This is a genomic window from Alkalihalophilus lindianensis, assembly GCF_032843265.1.
Lineage (GTDB): Bacteria > Bacillota > Bacilli > Bacillales > Bacillaceae_D > Alkalihalophilus > Alkalihalophilus lindianensis.
This window is the reverse complement of sequence record NZ_JAWJBA010000001.1, coordinates 140,178-156,571: the sequence shown is the minus strand read 5'-3', so window position 1 is coordinate 156,571 and position 16,394 is coordinate 140,178. Positions and strand designations below refer to the sequence as shown.

Here is a 16,394-nt window from a genome sequence, read left to right as displayed (position 1 = left end):
ATGTTCACACCTAAGAGGATTCTCGGGCTGATCAAGAAATTCCTCTTTTTCAAGAACCTCCAACTAATTCTCTTAGCTCTTATCCTCTATGTCAATCTCTTTAATCACTCTAGCCGGATTTCCTCCTACTACCACATTTGAGGGAACATCCTTTGTGACTACTGCACCAGAAGCAATCACCACATTATCTCCAATCGTCACTCCTGGATTAATGATGGCCCCGCCGCCAATCCATGCATTGTCACCAATTGAGACTGGCTTGCCGAATTCAGGTCCTTTAATACGTTCAAAAGGATTTACAGGATGAGTCGCCGTATAAATATGTACACCAGGGGCAAGCATGCAATTCTCTCCAAAACGAACCTCACACACATCCAGAATAACGCAATCAAAATTCGCAAAGAAGTTATTCCCAACATGAATATTGTAGCCATAATCACATCTGAAGTTCGGCTCCATGTAGACATTTTCTCCCGTTGACCCAAATAATTTTTTAATTGCCCTATTACGGTCCTCATGCTCAGTTTCTGTTGTCTGATTAAACATCCGAGTAAGGTACCTTGCTTTCTCCCTTTCCTTCATTAGCTCTGCATCCCAAGGCTCGTATAATTCGCCATCAAGCATTTTTTGTTTTTCTGTTTTCATCGTTAATCCTCCAAGGCTCTATATGTAAATAAAATAAAAGCCAGCAACATGGCTGGCAACTTGTCTTATACGTTCTCCGTCTTTTGTTTCTTTACCTTCTTATATAAGAACAAACAACCCCAGCCTCCAATTAATGCAATCGGCACAATAATAAAACGATAGGGATGTCCTGGCTGTAGCCACTCAATGTTAGTAAGAGGAGCTACAAATAGTAGAAACATTAGAATCAAAAATCCAGATAAAGCTCGCACACCATAATCAATCATAGGAAACCTCACTTCAATCAAAATAATAAGACTTCTTCTATCTTACCAGTTGACCTTATCCTCTTTCCACCATAAATTCAGATGGATTTAATGCTTCAGATTCAATCGCAATCGCAACCAGTCCCTCGTGTGTTCCGGTTTCATGACCTTCGCCCTTCTCCCAGAAAACAGCATCTCCCTTTTGAACCTTTACCTTCTCTTCTATGTCACTTCGTACCCACCCTTCCCCTTCAATAATTAAGAGAAGCTGTGGAACGGTTGCTTGATGAAAGCCGATTAATCCGCCTTCTTCGAGATACATGCAGCCGATCTGCACTGGTTGATCGAGTCTACTTATTTTTGACATGATGAAATTGGAATCGAAGTGAGTCACCTGCTTCCCTACTTCTTTATCAAATCGATAAATGATCATAGTTCTTCCTCCTCAATCATTCCTATTCACTTTTTCCCAGCATCATAGAACGTCACAAACGGGGTAATTAATAGACATACTAACCCTACTAACACAGCTCCAATCATATTTAGATAATGTTTGTTTCACAGGCACTGCATCATATTTCCTTCAACCTCAAAAGTGATTTGAAGATTTCACCCCATGTGAATTTCTCACCGCATTTATAACATCTTTGTCTCTTCACGAATCACCCCTATTTTTCACTTTACTTTCTCTTCAATTTGTTTCAAATGGTGAATGTCGTGTTTGAGAAAGACCTTTGCAAAGCTTTCTACGGAGAACGTTCGTTTGCCCCCTCCAATCGTAAAACGTACATCTTCTCCTATGCTCTCTAAATGTTCCATGAATTTTTCTCTTGCAGCTACAAATTGATCAATAATAGCGTACACAGACTGACCATGTACGTCATTTATAGCCTCTTGATTATGTGCATCATGGTCTGGAAATGGAGGTAAACTCGCTCCATCATTCATGTAGGGAATCATACTCTCTAAATTGAATTGATCCCAATAATATAGATGAGCGACAATTTCTCTAATAGACCACTTCCCCTGTTTAATAGGGGCTAGAAGCTGAGAATCCTCTTGATCTTTTAAGTTCGCGATCACTGTAACCGTTTCTCCTAATTGAGTTAGTGTTTCATTCATCTTTATCTCTTCCTTTCAACAATTCAATCAGCTCACTATTCTGTTCATTGAGCTTACTTAGTTTCTTTTCAATCGAAAATAATGTAAACATTAAAATCGGAAAAGCAATCAACCAAAAGATAAACATTTCTAATCCCATCTTTCTTTTTCGTTTAAGTGCTCTAATATTATTACTTCGACCTCAGAACATCGGTTATTTTATTTGTAGTCATCACTGATAAAACGAGCGCAAGAATGAGGAACAATACCGACACGATTAACACAGAAAGTGAAGACTGAAAAGGAATCAATCTGTTCCCAATAAAGCTGAGAATCCTCATATATGTAAAAAAGAATACCGCAATCAACACATAATGAACAACCGTCTTTGAATCCATCCTGACCCCCTCTTCTATTGTTCTATCATACCAAGAATCCCCTTGCACTTGGGTTAAATGGTATTATTTTCTTTTTACCAAAATAAAAGAAAGCGTTTCTGCTTACAACAGAAACGCTTCGGTATTTAATCTTTGTAAAGAGGATTTCGGACATATCCGAATTCAGATGCATGTGGACGATCATCATCGTCTTCATAGCCATAATCAATCATTCGATTACGGTTTAAGCATAGCTTTGTGAATGTTGGCTGTAGTAAATCAAACAGTCGGAAACGATCCTCTAACTCCGGGAAACGTTTGTGGTACGCAAGAATCGTTTCTCGCAACAACTGCCAAAATTGCTCTTCATCATATGCGTAATAAACATCGATAATATCCGCTAAGTATCGGAAGTGACATACAAAGAGCCCAGTGAAAATAAACTGACACAATCCATCTGCTCCTTCACTACGAAGGACTGGCTTTAATTCCTCTGGCAAATTCAATAATTCAGGCAGTGCCTCTCCACTAATATTGACATCATCGACAAAGTCTTTCATTGCTAAACGATGCGGGACGTGATCTTTTAGGATCACGACGGTGTTTTGTCCGTGCGGTGAAAAGACCGTGCCATATTTATAAAGAAAATGTAGAAGTGGTGGTAGCGTAACATCAAATAACTTCTTGGTCCATTGCTCGACTGTTAAGCCTGACTTTTCAATTAAGGAAGCTACAAACGGTTTTCCGGCATCGTCTACATACAGGAGTGATGCCAATGTAATCGCATGTTCGTCTTCTTCTAAGAAGGAATAGATGCTCTCGCGCCAAATACTGCCTAGCATTTCAAGATATTGATACGGAGCTCCCTCTAAAGTTGAATAGTAGGGATGATTATAATTCATACTCGCCACTTCCCCAGGCAAGATGATCCGGCACTCCTCTTTTAAAAATAAGTCTTGTTCACGAATGCGATGAATATAGTCTGTAATAATTGGAGCCACTACCGTTCGTTCAGCTGGAAGTCCACGGTAGACTAGCGTATTTAATATACTCATCGGCAACTTCACATGATGCTTTTGTTTATCACTTGTATTCACAAATGTCCGAATTGACTGCTGCGGGAGATAGTTATCCTCACCGGCTCCAAGTGGGACAATCCTTTTTTCAGCAATATCACCCGGAAAATATTGAATGATGACATTGTTCCATTGCCACTCATGAATTGGTAAAAAGAAATAGGTTGATGCATCTAATCCTTCACTCTCCAAGTGTTCGATAAAGGAGTGATATTGCCCCTCTCCTAGTTCTTCACGAAGTAAGGTCTCATAATGGACTTCAGAAACGGAATGAAATGTCGCATACTTCTTATCAACAGCAACCCAGGATAATTTCACTTGCTTCTTTTGTTCTGGTGAATACGCAAGATAATCTTGATAATCAAAGCCGATTCGCCCTTTATTGTAAGTGATCCATGGGTGGCCTTCCATTTCACCCTCAAGCTCTCCATAATCCATATCTACTAATTCATCTGATGTTTTCTTTTTCTGTAGAATATGAGCATCTGCTAGTAACGTATTATTGTATTCTTTGATTAAATGTCCAGTCGTCAGCGGCTTCATCCCAACTGTTTCTTGAATGTCTAAGATAAATTGAATGGGGTTGAGAGCCCTTTCCCATTGATCATTTCTGTTCACCTGAATCGACTCTGTATACACACGATAGCTATTCATGAGACGTTTCTTCGCTTCAAATCGATAGTGAACCTCTTTTCCGTCCTTTTTAGCAAGCGGCAGATGATAGAAAGTTCGTTCACCCGTTTCCTCTACCACCTCTGGTTTGATAATCTCTTCATACATAAATTCAGAAATCATCTTAGCAAGTAAACTCAAACCTACTTCATCCCAAATTTCCGCAGTCAATATATCCTGAACTTGATAATCTTGTCTCATGCTTCCACACTCCTTATGTATTTAGTTACATCGCTTCTTTCATTTTATTTTCTTGAAAAGGTGGCTTTGCTTCAATTGACATTGATAAACGAGCCACAAGAAGAGTCCCTAAACAAATGGCCCCTGCAAAAACGAATGGTGCAGCTAGGCTATAAGATGTAAGAGTCGCTGATGCGAGATATGGTGCCACTAGCAACCCTGCATTTTGAAACGATGAAGCAACCGTATACACTTGTAAATGGTTGCTGCTTCGATTAAACAAATAAAGTTCTAGAGCTGATTGGGCGATCGCTAAGAAAAATCCGTAGAAAATTCGGCCGATCACAAGCACCATAAAACTACCCGTCATTCCTTGAACGAGAAGACTAATTGTTAAGACGCCTAATGCCAGTAGAAAAATAAAAGGTACTCTCTCTTTGGAGTAAAACTTTCGAATAACCGGATAAGCAAGTATCGCCATCGCACTAGGAACCATAAATAAGACACTGCTCTCAGCAATTGAGAGATGAAAATCATTCATTGTATAGGTGGTGAAATACGGACGAATCATGTTATTTGCTGTGTGAAAAGCAAAAATAACGACACCCATTAGGGCTAAAAAAGCTAGTTGCCTTTTCGTAGAGTAAGTAGGTGCTTCTTTCCTCGCCACCGCTTTTTTTCTTGTAGATAGTGACCGGAAAGTAAAGATGGAAAGAAGCCACAGCATCAACTCCACCACTGCTAGTCCGTAGAATAAGAGTAATGGGTTTTCAAGGCGGATGAACCATGCCCCTGATAAGGTCCCTACTATAATCGCACCGTGAAAAACCATATGATAGGCGCCGACAACAGCCGACCGCCTTTTTTGCCCATTTAATTCAATCAGTAATGGATAGAGGAGAAAGAAGCTACTTTTTCCTACTAATAGAAAAATGGTGTACGTTAAAAACTGCTGGGCATCTTGAGCAGTCGCCATTAAAATAAGGATGACAAAGGAAATCCATTGACCTATATAAAGCAAGTGCTTCACTTCGATATATCTCGAAAGCACTCCCCATATCGGCACAGCGATGATGACCGTTAGACGCGCAATAAAAATATAAAACGCTGTATAATCCAAATCCTTAACCCCAAACACCTTTGAAAAAAATTGAGGATAATAGGGTGACAGTGTCACATCTGCAAAAACAAAGTAGAAAATGAGAAGAAATAACACCGTCTGCGTTACCTTCATAGAAGGCATTTAATGAACCCCAAATTGTTGAAACACATTACGCTTACGCACTCGAAATATTTCTCGATTAGCTAGCTGATTAATGATTGTTGCATTTCGATAAGCACCTAAGCCCAAATCCGGTGCTCCTACTCCATGTGTATGCATCTCGCCATTTTGAATAAAGATGTTATTGGCCACATCATCCGTTAGCTTCAACTGATAGTTTTCCCCGACACGATATCTGCCCTTCTCATCCCAATCAATAAGCGATTGCACATTGCGAAGAAAGCTGGGAATCGGATGTTTGTAACCAGTGGCTGCGACAACAAACTCGCTCTCGTGAGTAAACGATTGGTCAAGCTCCCATTGATTGCATTGCAGCTGTAATTTTGCATCTGTATCTACCTCTACTACTTCAGTGACTTCAGTTTTAGCAAGCAACCGAACAGGAGGGTTCTCTCCTCCGACTGAATGCTCATATAAAAGATCGTAAATCTCTGAAATTGTCGTCGGACTGATTCCCTTGTATAATAAGTCTTGCTTTGGCAGCTGCTCATCCTTTTTCTCTTGGGATAAGCTATAGAAATAATGCGTATAGTCAGGAGAGAAATGTTCCAAGCCTAACTTAGAGTATTCCATTGGAAAGAAACCTCTTGAGCGTGTGAACCAGTCTAATTGATAGTTGTAGATTGGCTGCTCCTTTAATAGTTCTAAGAACACTTCGGCTGCACTTTGACCTGATCCAACTACACTAATCGATTCAGCTTGGCGTAATCTTTCACGATATTGTAGAAACTGGGCTGAATGAAAGATTCGCTCGTTTGAATGACCTACCATATTCTTAGGTACGTTCGGAACACTCCCAATTCCAAGGACAATGTGCTTCGCATAATAGTACGTACACTCTCCTGTTTCAACGTCCTCTGTTTCAACTCTAAAAACACCTTCTTCTTCCCATTCAATCGACGTCACTTTCTTTCCAAACCGACAGTTTGATAGTTGTTCAGATACCCACTTGCAGTAGTGGTTGTACTCTCTTCGCGGAATATGAAATCGCTCGAGAAAATAGAATTTATATAACCTTTCTTGTTCGTGTAAGTAGTTAAGAAAGCTGTAATGACTTTTAGGGTTTGCCATCGTAACCACATCGGCCAAAAAGGGTACTTGAAGAGTTGTTTCTTCTATTAATAATCCTCCGTGCCACTCAAAGTGGGGCTTCTGATCAAAGAACAGCGATTGGATATTTGTGCTCTCTTCCATCATGGCCGCTAAACCTAAATTAAATGGTCCAAGCCCAATTCCAATAACATCAAGCATCTGATGGTTGTATATAGTAGACACCATCCCACCTCCTTAAAAATTCCTCACGATCGCAAAACATCAGCAAGCCTCTTTTATCAGGCAAGTCTACTTCCTTAACTGCCTTAAAGCCGCACTTCTCAAAAACATGAATCATTTTTTTATTGCGAATATCAGGCTCTGCAATTATCTTCTTTGTTCCTGCGTGTTGAAACCCCAAAGCCGTCATCGCCCGTACTAATGGTAGAGCTAAGCCTTTTCCTAAGAAGGCGTCAGGACCAATCAATAAATGAATCCCTTGATCTCCTACTTCTGCGTCATAGTAATTGGCAATCACATCATCCTCTGCCCAATAGCGTTCAAAATAGCTCATCGGCTCTTCATCTAAATGACCAATATATAAGGTTTGGTGTTGATCAGCTAAAAGCTTTTGTAAGTGAACCTTATAGTCAGGCAGCATAAAGTTCTGCTTCCAAAAGGGAATGACATGATCTTGATGGTGCCACTGATGCAACTTCTCTAAGTCCTTCTCTAGCTCGACTTCGCGAAAAGAGATTTCATATCCAATCTGCTCATCAAAGAGATTCATTTTTGACCAACTCCTTTTCTGCCAAGGGATTATTAACCTCTATATACACTGATTGCGTTTCAAGTGAACCAGTTAATTCATCCATGTCATGAAAGCGAGTCAGCAAGTTTGCTTTGCATGGTAATGTCTCATACGTTAGCAAACTCTCAATCAGTTGGGATGAGTTCTCTTCAGGAATATTGATATCAGCCAAATGATCACGCAGCTTATCTACTAGCTTTCTCTCATCAATTAACCCGCCAACTCCAAAGGCATTTACTAAGCCGAGTAAGTGATTGAAATAGAAATAGTAGCGCAAACGCTCATCGGCAATCGCGTCAGAACAAACGGTGTTACTCTTCTCGCTAATTCCTGGTAAGAGCTGATTGAGCTGCTCATAATACGATTCAGAAAAGTAGTAGCCTTGATTATCACGGTAAAAAAAGCGATCTGGATAACCGTCTTTTAACTGAATGATACTATTTTGCTGATGCGCTTCAAGTGCAATACCATTATTCAAAAATAGCCAGATAATCGGCTGGAGCGATCGATTAAGATAGCGTTCGAACCAATCTACACTCACTTCCTCAGTCGTACGTCCTTCCTTCTCTGCCAATTGCTTAATGATTTCTGATAGTCTTGAGGTTTGTCCATTCATTGAATCCTGACATAAGGAAGCTACAGGCGTAGCATTTAAAGCCTGATCTAGATAAAATGGATTCTCTCTTAAAATGACTTCAAAACCAGATTCCTTCTCACCGTCTATCTTCACTGTCATAAAGGCCGGGTCACATATGATTTGAAAATCAGGATAACGATCCCCTAGCTCCGAACCAATCTTACTCTTAAGTAGATTCTTCACTTCCACCCCTCGTTCGAGTTCCATGTTTTTATTTGCTCGGACGGAATTTGTGATTTTTATATTTAAGGAGAACTTAAACATGAACTTCTCTTCTGGATGATAAACGGTTCGTACTGATGATGTCGGGTAGTACTTCTTGCCTTGTCGTCCTACACTCTTTATTAGCCCTTGCTTTATTAGCTTTTGAACAGATGAATTCCTCATTAAAAATTCAGCCTGCCACGGGTGTATCGGTAAAAGTACGTACTCATCGTTTTGACAATACTCCGTTTTAAAATCGCTTGGTACTTCAGGGTCTACTAACAATTGTTCTTTCACGAGATGCTCGGCTGAATGATGGAGAGCTGAACGCTGGTAGACAATCGAGTGATGGACAAGGAAATAATGCAATTGAAACTGCCCTTTTAGCTCTGGTGAATAGCTCGGTACATCCCACTCCGCAATCCCTTGACGACTTTTCGGTGTAGGATGTAAGAGATGTCCAAAAATTAATGCTTGCTCCGCTTCAATAAAACTCTGATCTGCTTGATAAAGACGATCACTTTCCTCTAATCGTTCCTGAATAAAATGCTCGATGTTTTGGCAGCTTAAAATGACTCGTAACATCAGTTCATCTTGATGACTCGTCACACCAGAGGTCATACCTGCTACTAGGTTCAGCTCTTTTATAAGTAGGCTGATTAGTGTGATGTAATCTAGCTCAAGCACCTCATCTAGTCTTGAAGAATAATAGAGTGGATAAGAAAAGATATGCCGCTCCGTTACCGACCAATAAGCTAGAGGAATATACAAGTGAATTCCTTGCTGAGCTAGGTGACAATCAATTACTTGCTCTACGTCCGTTGTTTTCAGTCGATTCGCAACTTCTCCTGCAAGATCACTCTTTTGAACGAGCTTATATCCACCTGCCTCTCTTAAGTAGCAGTTTAAAAAGCATTGAATCGTTGCATGTTCAGCCATTTGCTTTGTATTCATAATCAAGTCCCCCTTATCATTTTGCTTCTACTTGTACTAGTTGCTTGATTTGGTTAAAGATTGCATGAATATCCTCAATCGTTGTTCGTGGGTTTAACAACGTCAATTTCAAGTAAACAGATTCATTTACTCGGGTTCGTGCCAAAATCGCCTGGCCTTCTTCTAACAAATGACTCCGTATAAAAGCATTGATTTGATTTAACCCCTCTTCACTTTTCTCTTCTTCGGGGTTGTAGCGAAAGACCACGGCATTGATCTCAGGCTGGGTAACTAGTTCAAACTGAGAATCATCATCAAGAATTGATGCTGTTTCTTTTGCTAAATCAATCGTATAGTCTATCATCTCAGCAAATATCTTTCTTCCTAAGGCTTGAAATGAGACAAACAACTTTAATGCATCAAATCGTCTAGTTGTCTGAATCGACTTAGTCACGAGATTCGGAATACCGATTTCCTCATCATCTTCAGGGTTTAAATAATCTGCATGAAGTTTAAGAGAATCAAAGTTTGCACGATCTTTTAATAGGAAGGCCCCACAACTAATTGGTTGATAAAATAATTTATGAAAATCAACAGTGATTGAGTCAGCGTGATCGATTCCTGTTAATTTATGCTTGTGGTTCTCACTTAGCATCAACGCCCCTCCATACGCTGCATCGACGTGAAACCACATGTGATGCTCATCAGCTATTCTCGCCAATTCATTAAGTGGATCAATGCTCCCAAAATCGGTTGTACCAGCAGTTGCAACCAAGGCAAATGGAAGCAGTCCCTCTTCATTTGCTAGCTTCAAGTGATGCTTTAAGCTTTCGATGGAAATACGCTGATGCTCATCGGTTTCAACCGGAATAACCGCTTGCTCTCCTAAGCCTAGTAAAAAAGCAGATTGACGAACGGTAAAGTGCGCAGCTTCTGAGCACAAGATTCGTAATTTACTAGCTTCTATCGGGAGACCATTTCGCTGTGCATTCCAATTCAGTTCCTGTTGTAAGAAGCGGTCTCTAGCCAGTAATAATCCCATCAAATTAGATTGCGTCCCACCACTTGTAAATACTCCATCAGCTCGGTCTTCTTTAAAAAATAAATCGCTCAACCAGCGCACCATTTTTTCTTCAACGATTGTAGCGGAAGCACTTTGGTCCCACGAGTCCATTGATTGATTGCCTCCGCTGATCAACACTTCTGCTGCAAGTGCTGAACTTAATGGCGGGCAATGAAGATGAGCCAAACACCTCGGGTTAGCAACTTGAATTGAATGAGCCACAATCGTTTCTCCCACCTTTTTTAATAGATTCTCAATGGAAGCCCCCTCTTCTGGTAACATCTCATCAAATGTATCGTCGAAGATATGTACAAATTTAGTAGGAGCTAGTCCACTATAAGGCTTCTCATTAGTTGCATACTGCTCGACTAAAGCAGCCTCAGCTGATCTCATTGCCAATTGATAGTAATCTATTCCTTCTACTTGGTTATGTAGAAAATAGCGATCAAATCTATGTTGATGTTCCGTAACTTGTGTAAGTGGATATCTAAGGTCAACTTGACTTAGTCCCATACTTATACCTCCTGGATAATCTTATTTTAAAATAAAAGATAATGAAAATCATTATCAATAACTCTTGTTGGCTATGTTAGTTGAAATGATAATCATTGTCAATTAAGTTTGGCAATTCAGTAAGATTGTCACCCATTCTCTAAAAAAATACTTTTATTACTCTCATTCACGTACTTTGGCACGGGACTTAACACACAAAAAAGAACGTGTGATAAAATAGATTCAACACACGTTCTTTTTATTATGCTAGATATCACTCTAAGCAGTTTCAGATTAGCTAAATTTTAAAATTCAACTCTCTCTTGGTTCGTGACCACGAGTAATGATTTCCCTTTATCTAACTCTTCTTCTAGTTCGTCCGCTTTGTCAGCTTCAAAGCCAATTTCTTTCATTTTGGAACGAAGTGTATCTCCTTTGCTACGGAAGACATTTTTTAAGGCTGTTCCGACGCCTGTTTCACTAACTCCGATCTTATTTGCATCAGTTTCTTTTCTACTTCTTCTTTCATGGTCGTTATCATGGGAAAGGACATAAATATCATCATCCCTCACACCATCTTTTCTTAATTTGCCGATTGATTTTTCCATTGTTTCGTCGTTGTGGAATACTTTAAATAATGGTTTCAATTTCATTTCCTCCTTAAGTTGTTTAATCTTATAAGCTACTTTTAATGGCTTCTTAACATTTATGTACCCTTCCTCACTCATTCAAATCTTCAACTTTGAAATATGAGAAAAAAGAAGGAGAAAAAAGGTCACTTATCAATAACCTAAAAAAGCACCTGAAAGCATTCAGGTGCTCCTTCTCCTAGTCATTCGTTTTAACTGTTCAACACTTTATCCATTACATCCTTAGTTCGCGGACCAAAGATACCGTCGTTCGCTAAATCAGGAAATCGTTGTTGGAATTTGATGACGGCTTCTTTCGTTTTTGGTCCATAAACGCCATCCACTGAGACATTGTAGCTCATATCGTTTAACCCTCTTTGCAGCGTCTTAACCGCTTCACCACGACTGCCTTCTCTTAATACCTCATCTGCAAACCCAAATGTATTGAATTCTATTGAAAGAGCTGCATGTGTTTTAGGTCCGTAAATTCCATCATTCGTTAATTCTGATTTTGACTTTTGAAACGCAAACACAGCTGTTTTGGTTTTTGGACCATATACGCCATCCTCTGTTAACTTCGCTCCCATTTCTCTATTTAATGCACGTTGCATGATTTTAACATTCTCTCCTTTTGAACCTTCTTTTAATGTTCCAGATTGAGATAGATCAAAAATGTACGGAATATTCTCCTGTGCGCCAACTCCTGCAGGTACACCAACCATTAAAACTGAAGCTGTCAAAATCGCTGCCGATACCTTTTTCCATTTCTTCAAAGAAATCATCTCCCATAAAAATTTTTGATTACGACTATAAGACGCGTGGTCATTCGAGAAAGTTTCAATTATTTTGAAATATTTATAAAACTTTGGTAAATAAGTAAAATAAGTCATTTATAATTGGTATATAAATAGAGTCCATATTGCCTAAATTAGCCTTTACATTAGTATTTCTTGTACTATAATAAAACAAGAAAGTGAGGTTTAAAGAACCATGTCATCATTATCAAATCTTACAAATCATTTTAAAGAGAACGCTTCATTACTTGCAGAGCAAGTGGTAGAAAATGTGCTTAATAAGATTCAACTGACGATATCAACGGAAGAACACGCTACTGCCATTTCTATGTATACGACATTCATGTCATTTATAGGGGATACGCTTGAAAGTGGTGAAAAAGGGGTCCCTACTGCCTTAATCGAATGGAGTAAACAGAATGCTGAAGCGATCGTCGTAGCTGAAGGGAAGATTTCTGATATTATCGTTCGTTACCCACCCACACGGGAAGTATTTGCTGAATTGGTAGAAGAACTTAGTAGTCAATTTGAACTCTCTTTACGTGACTCCTTATATGTCTTCACACGCATTAATGAAATGCTCGATATTAGCTTAGATAAAACAGTGATTGCTTACGAGCGTTTAACTGAAAAATATAAAAAAGAAATGCAAAAGGAAATGGAGGAGCTCTCCTCTCCTATCGTTCCAGTGAGAGAAGCCATTGCTGTTCTACCATTGATGGGAAAAATCGATTCCAATCGTGCAGATTACCTTTTAGAAAAAGTTGTGCCTAAAGTTCAACAATTGAACCTAGACTATTTGATTGTTGACTTTTCTGGAATATCAACAATGGATGAGCTAACTGCCCACCATATTCACCAAATCGGGAGTGTTCTTCGTTTACTCGGTATCGATCTTATTACGACGGGAATCAATCCTAAATTAGCCTTAACATCTGTCAAAGGTGGATTAGATATGGAAAATATGAAGGCTTATTCAAGTGTGAAGCAAGCGTTAGAAACTATATAGTTATAATTAAAACCGTTCAGACAAATGATCTGAACGGTTTTTTTATGAAACATCTTATTGAACAGGTATCTCAAATCCTACATCATACACCTTCATATAGTGCATACCTTCAATCACAAGAAAATCAGGCGCTTGCAGTCCTTTAAACAAAAGCGTACGCTCTTTCCATTCACGGCCGTTTTCATCGATAAAATACGTTTGATTGAGTGTCGTTGTAAGAGGAATCCATTGATCTTCAGCTTCAATTGATACACCATCAAGCATGACATCATCATCCGTAGCAAGCTTCACTTCGATCCCTTGTTCGGTCGCTACTACTTCGTTTACAAGTAGTTCTCTTTCACCGAGGACAAGTGGTGTACTCTCGGCATGAGCAAGTGAAATCTTTTCATCGACCGCTGCATACCCGACAAATTTATTCATCACTATCTCCAATGAATCGAGTTGCTCCGGTAATGCATCATAGCGAATATCAAAGTCATTTCCTCTCATTGTAGACTTACTGCTATGCCCTTTTAATTCAACTCGCTCTCCATTCGCCATTAGCTCGACTCCCTCAAAAGCAAAGTCCACACGATCATAATTATCAACATTCAACGATCCTTCAATCACCGTAACCGTTGGCGTCGCTGTGATTGTTTTAAAGGTAATCCTCCCCCGATCGACTTCTAACGTTTCATTGATTGATTGTTTAATTTCAGTTTGCATCGCTTGATTTGGATTGTAGGCAAAAGTTAAATGATTTTCATTCACTAGACTACCCTCATCATACTGCCAATAATGAAGCGTTAATTGTTTAGAAAAGGCACTGACTGGCTCAAATGTCATCATTCCTTTAATTTCTGTTCCGTCATCATTCATGATCGACGTACCACTCTCTACATGAGAATTCGTTAAAAAACCAGTCATTCGATCGATGCTTATCATCTCGTACACATCACCCTGTAGTCCAGTCTGATTATGAAGTGTGTAGTACATAATCAATTGATTGGCATCCGTCATCACTCCATCAATCACGAGAGTCGTTCCGTCCTTAAGCTCAACTTTTTTATCAATGACTTGCCCCATTCCTGCATCATTTAAATCATTCAACGTCCCTGAGGCGACCTCTTCAAATCCGAGAAGCTTCTTCCCGTAATAAGCGAATCCATTGAATTGATAACCGACAATCACTATAAAAAATAATGCCACAACCGTCGCAAGCTTCCAAATTGACTTAGTCGGCTTTCTCTTTTTAGGAGGTATCTGCCCTAGGGCATGCCGTAATCGACTTTCTAATTCATCAGGAGCATGTACTGATTCTAACCGCTTTCGTTCTTCCACTAATCGTTTTTCGATCTCATTCATTCAAGCCACCTCCTATATGATCTCGCATTTTCTTTAACCCTTGGGAGACCCTTGATTTAACGGTCCCAATCGGTACTCCGGTCATTCGTGCAATCGTTTCATAATCCAAGTCGCGAAAGTACTTTAATTGAATCGCTTCTCTTTGGTGTTTATTTAGATAAAGCAATAGCTCCTGAAGCTCCATGTGGTGCATGCTTTGCTGGTAAGGATCATTCGTAGTAGATGGTTCTCCTCCATTTTCATTCGTCTTCCAATCATCTATTAATACCAGTTTCTTTTTCTTTTTCAGTAAGGTCTTACACTGATTCACAAGAATCATTTTACTCCAGCTATAAAAGGCATCCTCTTTTTGAAGCTGATCGATTTTTTCGTAGAGCTTTACAATCATGTCCTCCATGGCATCCATCGCATCATGTGCATTCCCCAAATAGGTGAGAGCAAGCCGATAATAGTCGTCTTTTTCGGTCATGATTAATTGAAGCAATGCCTCTTTATTACCCTTCTTCGCTTTGCCAACCAGCCTTTTCACATTCATCCCTTCACCTCTCTCCCCTATAAGAGTCTTCACAAGCAGAAAACGTTCACTTTATTACAAAAAAATTTCTCATATATAACCTCGCTCATTTAGCTTCTTCACTTAACTGAAATCAATGGTAAAATCCAACTTGATTTTACCATTGATTTCAAATGATTAAGCAAAAAAAGAGAGCTGCGAATCACCGCAACTCTCCCACACTTCTTAATGCCATTCAATTGAATCAATAAACATTCGTAAGCGTTGTGTGTACACACCCCCGTTGTAATCTTCTTTGTCTGCATGTTTGTGATGGTAATACCATCCGTTAGGGCTTTCAAATAGTTGAACGTATCCATCAATAAATTCGTCTTCCATTCCACTATAATAACCATAGCCATAACCTGTATTGGCTTGGTAGTTTATCAATTCTAGCACTTCATCCATATGGATCGTGCGAAGAACGGTCTTCTCCGCAGATTCATCATTCCCAACAATGTCCTCCAATACCTCCTGCTCCATTGAAATCGATTGGCGTTCTTTATTTTACTTGCGATAATAGTCAATTACAATGTTGCGTGCGATTTTAAAAATCCATGTTTTAATGGAAGCCCTCCCTTCAAAACGCTCAAGTTGCCTTGCAGCTTTGAAGAAGACATCTTGTAATAATTCCTCTGCATCATGATAGCTATTTGTCTGAATGTATATGTAATGGAAAATGCGATCCACATATCGTTCATGAAGCTTTTCCATGACATGCTGATCACCTGCAAGAATCTCCTGTAGGAGCTCATGATCGTTCATTTCGTTAACCCCCTCTATCTATCTACTACTTATAGACAACAAGCTATGTGAAAAGATGCTCCAAAAAAAGGATTTTCTTCTACAAATTCTATAAAAAAACACTCGAATCCGAAAAATCCGAGTGTTGAACCTATATCAAATCCCTCTCTACTTACATGAACCATTAAACCATTTTATGAAATACGTTCGGATAGCTGATGACTAAGCCCTCTTCATCGACACTAATTGTCGTCTGATAAGAATAGCAACGGTAATGGAAAAATCTCAGTGAACCTTCCTGATATAAGTACGTGTACGTCTGTGGGACCTTTTTTGTTTCTAAAGTGGGAATAGATATAAAACCACATCAAAATGTTTTTGCTTATTTTTCTCCCAATTGATCATTCGGTTAATCGGCAAAGAATTTGAAAAAGGCGTCATGGGGAATCAATTGGTTTGAAAAACGGACAATTTTTTTGCGATTTATCCTTCAAAAATTTTCTCTTCCCTACACGTTCTATAACCTATCAACAGAATCCTCTAAAATTCTTATTTCTTCTACAAATAG

At 39.3% G+C, this 16,394-nt stretch carries 20 protein-coding genes; 1 reads left to right on the top strand and 19 read right to left on the bottom strand.

Annotated features, from left to right (window positions below; translation table 11 throughout):
- Positions 1–72: 72 nt before the first annotated feature.
- The 14 genes from RYX56_RS00910 to RYX56_RS00845 all read right to left on the bottom strand — a co-directional run bounded on the left by RYX56_RS00910 (position 73) and on the right by RYX56_RS00845 (position 12,152).
- Positions 73–645, bottom strand: a complete 573-nt coding sequence (locus RYX56_RS00910) for a sugar O-acetyltransferase (RefSeq protein WP_317120259.1) — start codon at positions 643–645, stop codon at positions 73–75.
- A 65-nt stretch (positions 646–710) separates the two neighbouring features.
- Positions 711–911, bottom strand: coding sequence for a hypothetical protein (locus tag RYX56_RS00905; protein WP_317120258.1), 201 nt, complete (start codon positions 909–911; stop codon positions 711–713).
- 55 nt (positions 912–966) lie between these two features.
- Positions 967–1,323 carry a cupin gene (locus RYX56_RS00900; RefSeq protein ID WP_317120257.1) on the bottom strand — a complete coding sequence of 119 codons (357 nt, stop codon included), beginning with the start codon at positions 1,321–1,323 and terminating at the stop codon, positions 967–969.
- A gap of 242 nt (positions 1,324–1,565) precedes the next feature.
- Entirely contained in the window at positions 1,566–2,012 is a 447-nt protein-coding gene (locus tag RYX56_RS00895) for a DinB family protein (RefSeq protein WP_317120256.1), read from the bottom strand.
- Entirely contained in the window at positions 2,005–2,139 is a 135-nt protein-coding gene (locus RYX56_RS00890; protein WP_317120255.1) for a hypothetical protein, read from the bottom strand. Before RYX56_RS00890 ends, RYX56_RS00895 begins: the two co-directional genes overlap by 8 nt.
- Positions 2,140–2,182: 43 nt before the next feature.
- Positions 2,183–2,389 (bottom strand): hypothetical protein, encoded by a 207-nt coding sequence (locus RYX56_RS00885; protein WP_317120254.1) that lies wholly within the window; start codon positions 2,387–2,389, stop codon positions 2,183–2,185.
- A 125-nt stretch (positions 2,390–2,514) separates the two neighbouring features.
- Entirely contained in the window at positions 2,515–4,317 is a 1,803-nt protein-coding gene (locus tag RYX56_RS00880; protein WP_317120253.1) for an IucA/IucC family protein, read from the bottom strand.
- A 25-nt stretch (positions 4,318–4,342) separates the two neighbouring features.
- Positions 4,343–5,539, bottom strand: coding sequence for an MFS transporter (locus RYX56_RS00875; protein WP_317120252.1), 1,197 nt, complete (start codon positions 5,537–5,539; stop codon positions 4,343–4,345).
- Entirely contained in the window at positions 5,540–6,856 is a 1,317-nt protein-coding gene (locus RYX56_RS00870) for a lysine N(6)-hydroxylase/L-ornithine N(5)-oxygenase family protein (RefSeq protein WP_317120251.1), read from the bottom strand. It lies immediately after the preceding gene.
- Positions 6,822–7,400: a GNAT family N-acetyltransferase gene (locus RYX56_RS00865; RefSeq protein WP_317120250.1), complete on the bottom strand. Its 579-nt coding sequence runs from the start codon at positions 7,398–7,400 to the stop codon at positions 6,822–6,824. Before RYX56_RS00865 ends, RYX56_RS00870 begins: the two co-directional genes overlap by 35 nt.
- A complete protein-coding gene (locus tag RYX56_RS00860) occupies positions 7,387–9,219 on the bottom strand; it encodes an IucA/IucC family protein (protein ID WP_317121284.1) in 1,833 nt (610 codons plus the stop codon). The genes RYX56_RS00865 and RYX56_RS00860 overlap by 14 nt, the downstream gene beginning before the upstream one ends.
- Positions 9,220–9,232: 13 nt before the next feature.
- Positions 9,233–10,771, bottom strand: a complete 1,539-nt coding sequence (locus tag RYX56_RS00855; protein ID WP_317120249.1) for a pyridoxal phosphate-dependent decarboxylase family protein — start codon at positions 10,769–10,771, stop codon at positions 9,233–9,235.
- Positions 10,772–11,055: 284 nt separating this feature from the next.
- Positions 11,056–11,397 (bottom strand): YflT domain-containing protein, encoded by a 342-nt coding sequence (locus RYX56_RS00850; RefSeq protein ID WP_317120248.1) that lies wholly within the window; start codon positions 11,395–11,397, stop codon positions 11,056–11,058.
- Between the two features lie 194 nt (positions 11,398–11,591).
- On the bottom strand, positions 11,592–12,152 hold the full coding sequence (locus tag RYX56_RS00845; protein WP_317120247.1) for a peptidoglycan-binding domain-containing protein: 561 nt from the start codon (positions 12,150–12,152) through the stop codon (positions 11,592–11,594).
- A gap of 217 nt (positions 12,153–12,369) precedes the next feature.
- On the opposite strand from RYX56_RS00845, the gene RYX56_RS00840 reads away from it, so the two are divergent.
- On the top strand, positions 12,370–13,182 hold the full coding sequence (locus RYX56_RS00840; protein WP_317120246.1) for an STAS domain-containing protein: 813 nt from the start codon (positions 12,370–12,372) through the stop codon (positions 13,180–13,182).
- Positions 13,183–13,236: 54 nt separating this feature from the next.
- Here the strand turns inward: RYX56_RS00840 and RYX56_RS00835 are convergent, their stop codons facing one another.
- The 5 genes from RYX56_RS00835 to RYX56_RS25785 all read right to left on the bottom strand — a co-directional run bounded on the left by RYX56_RS00835 (position 13,237) and on the right by RYX56_RS25785 (position 16,178).
- Complete coding sequence (locus RYX56_RS00835; RefSeq protein ID WP_317120245.1) at positions 13,237–14,529, bottom strand: DUF4179 domain-containing protein; 1,293 nt, start codon at positions 14,527–14,529, stop codon at positions 13,237–13,239.
- Complete coding sequence (locus RYX56_RS00830; RefSeq protein WP_317120244.1) at positions 14,522–15,064, bottom strand: RNA polymerase sigma factor; 543 nt, start codon at positions 15,062–15,064, stop codon at positions 14,522–14,524. The genes RYX56_RS00835 and RYX56_RS00830 overlap by 8 nt, the downstream gene beginning before the upstream one ends.
- Positions 15,065–15,268: 204 nt before the next feature.
- Positions 15,269–15,550: a hypothetical protein gene (locus RYX56_RS00825; protein ID WP_317120243.1), complete on the bottom strand. Its 282-nt coding sequence runs from the start codon at positions 15,548–15,550 to the stop codon at positions 15,269–15,271.
- A gap of 39 nt (positions 15,551–15,589) precedes the next feature.
- Entirely contained in the window at positions 15,590–15,847 is a 258-nt protein-coding gene (locus RYX56_RS00820) for an RNA polymerase sigma factor (protein ID WP_317120242.1), read from the bottom strand.
- A gap of 163 nt (positions 15,848–16,010) precedes the next feature.
- Positions 16,011–16,178 (bottom strand): putative glycolipid-binding domain-containing protein, encoded by a 168-nt coding sequence (locus tag RYX56_RS25785; protein WP_369293540.1) that lies wholly within the window; start codon positions 16,176–16,178, stop codon positions 16,011–16,013.
- Positions 16,179–16,394 lie beyond the last annotated feature (216 nt).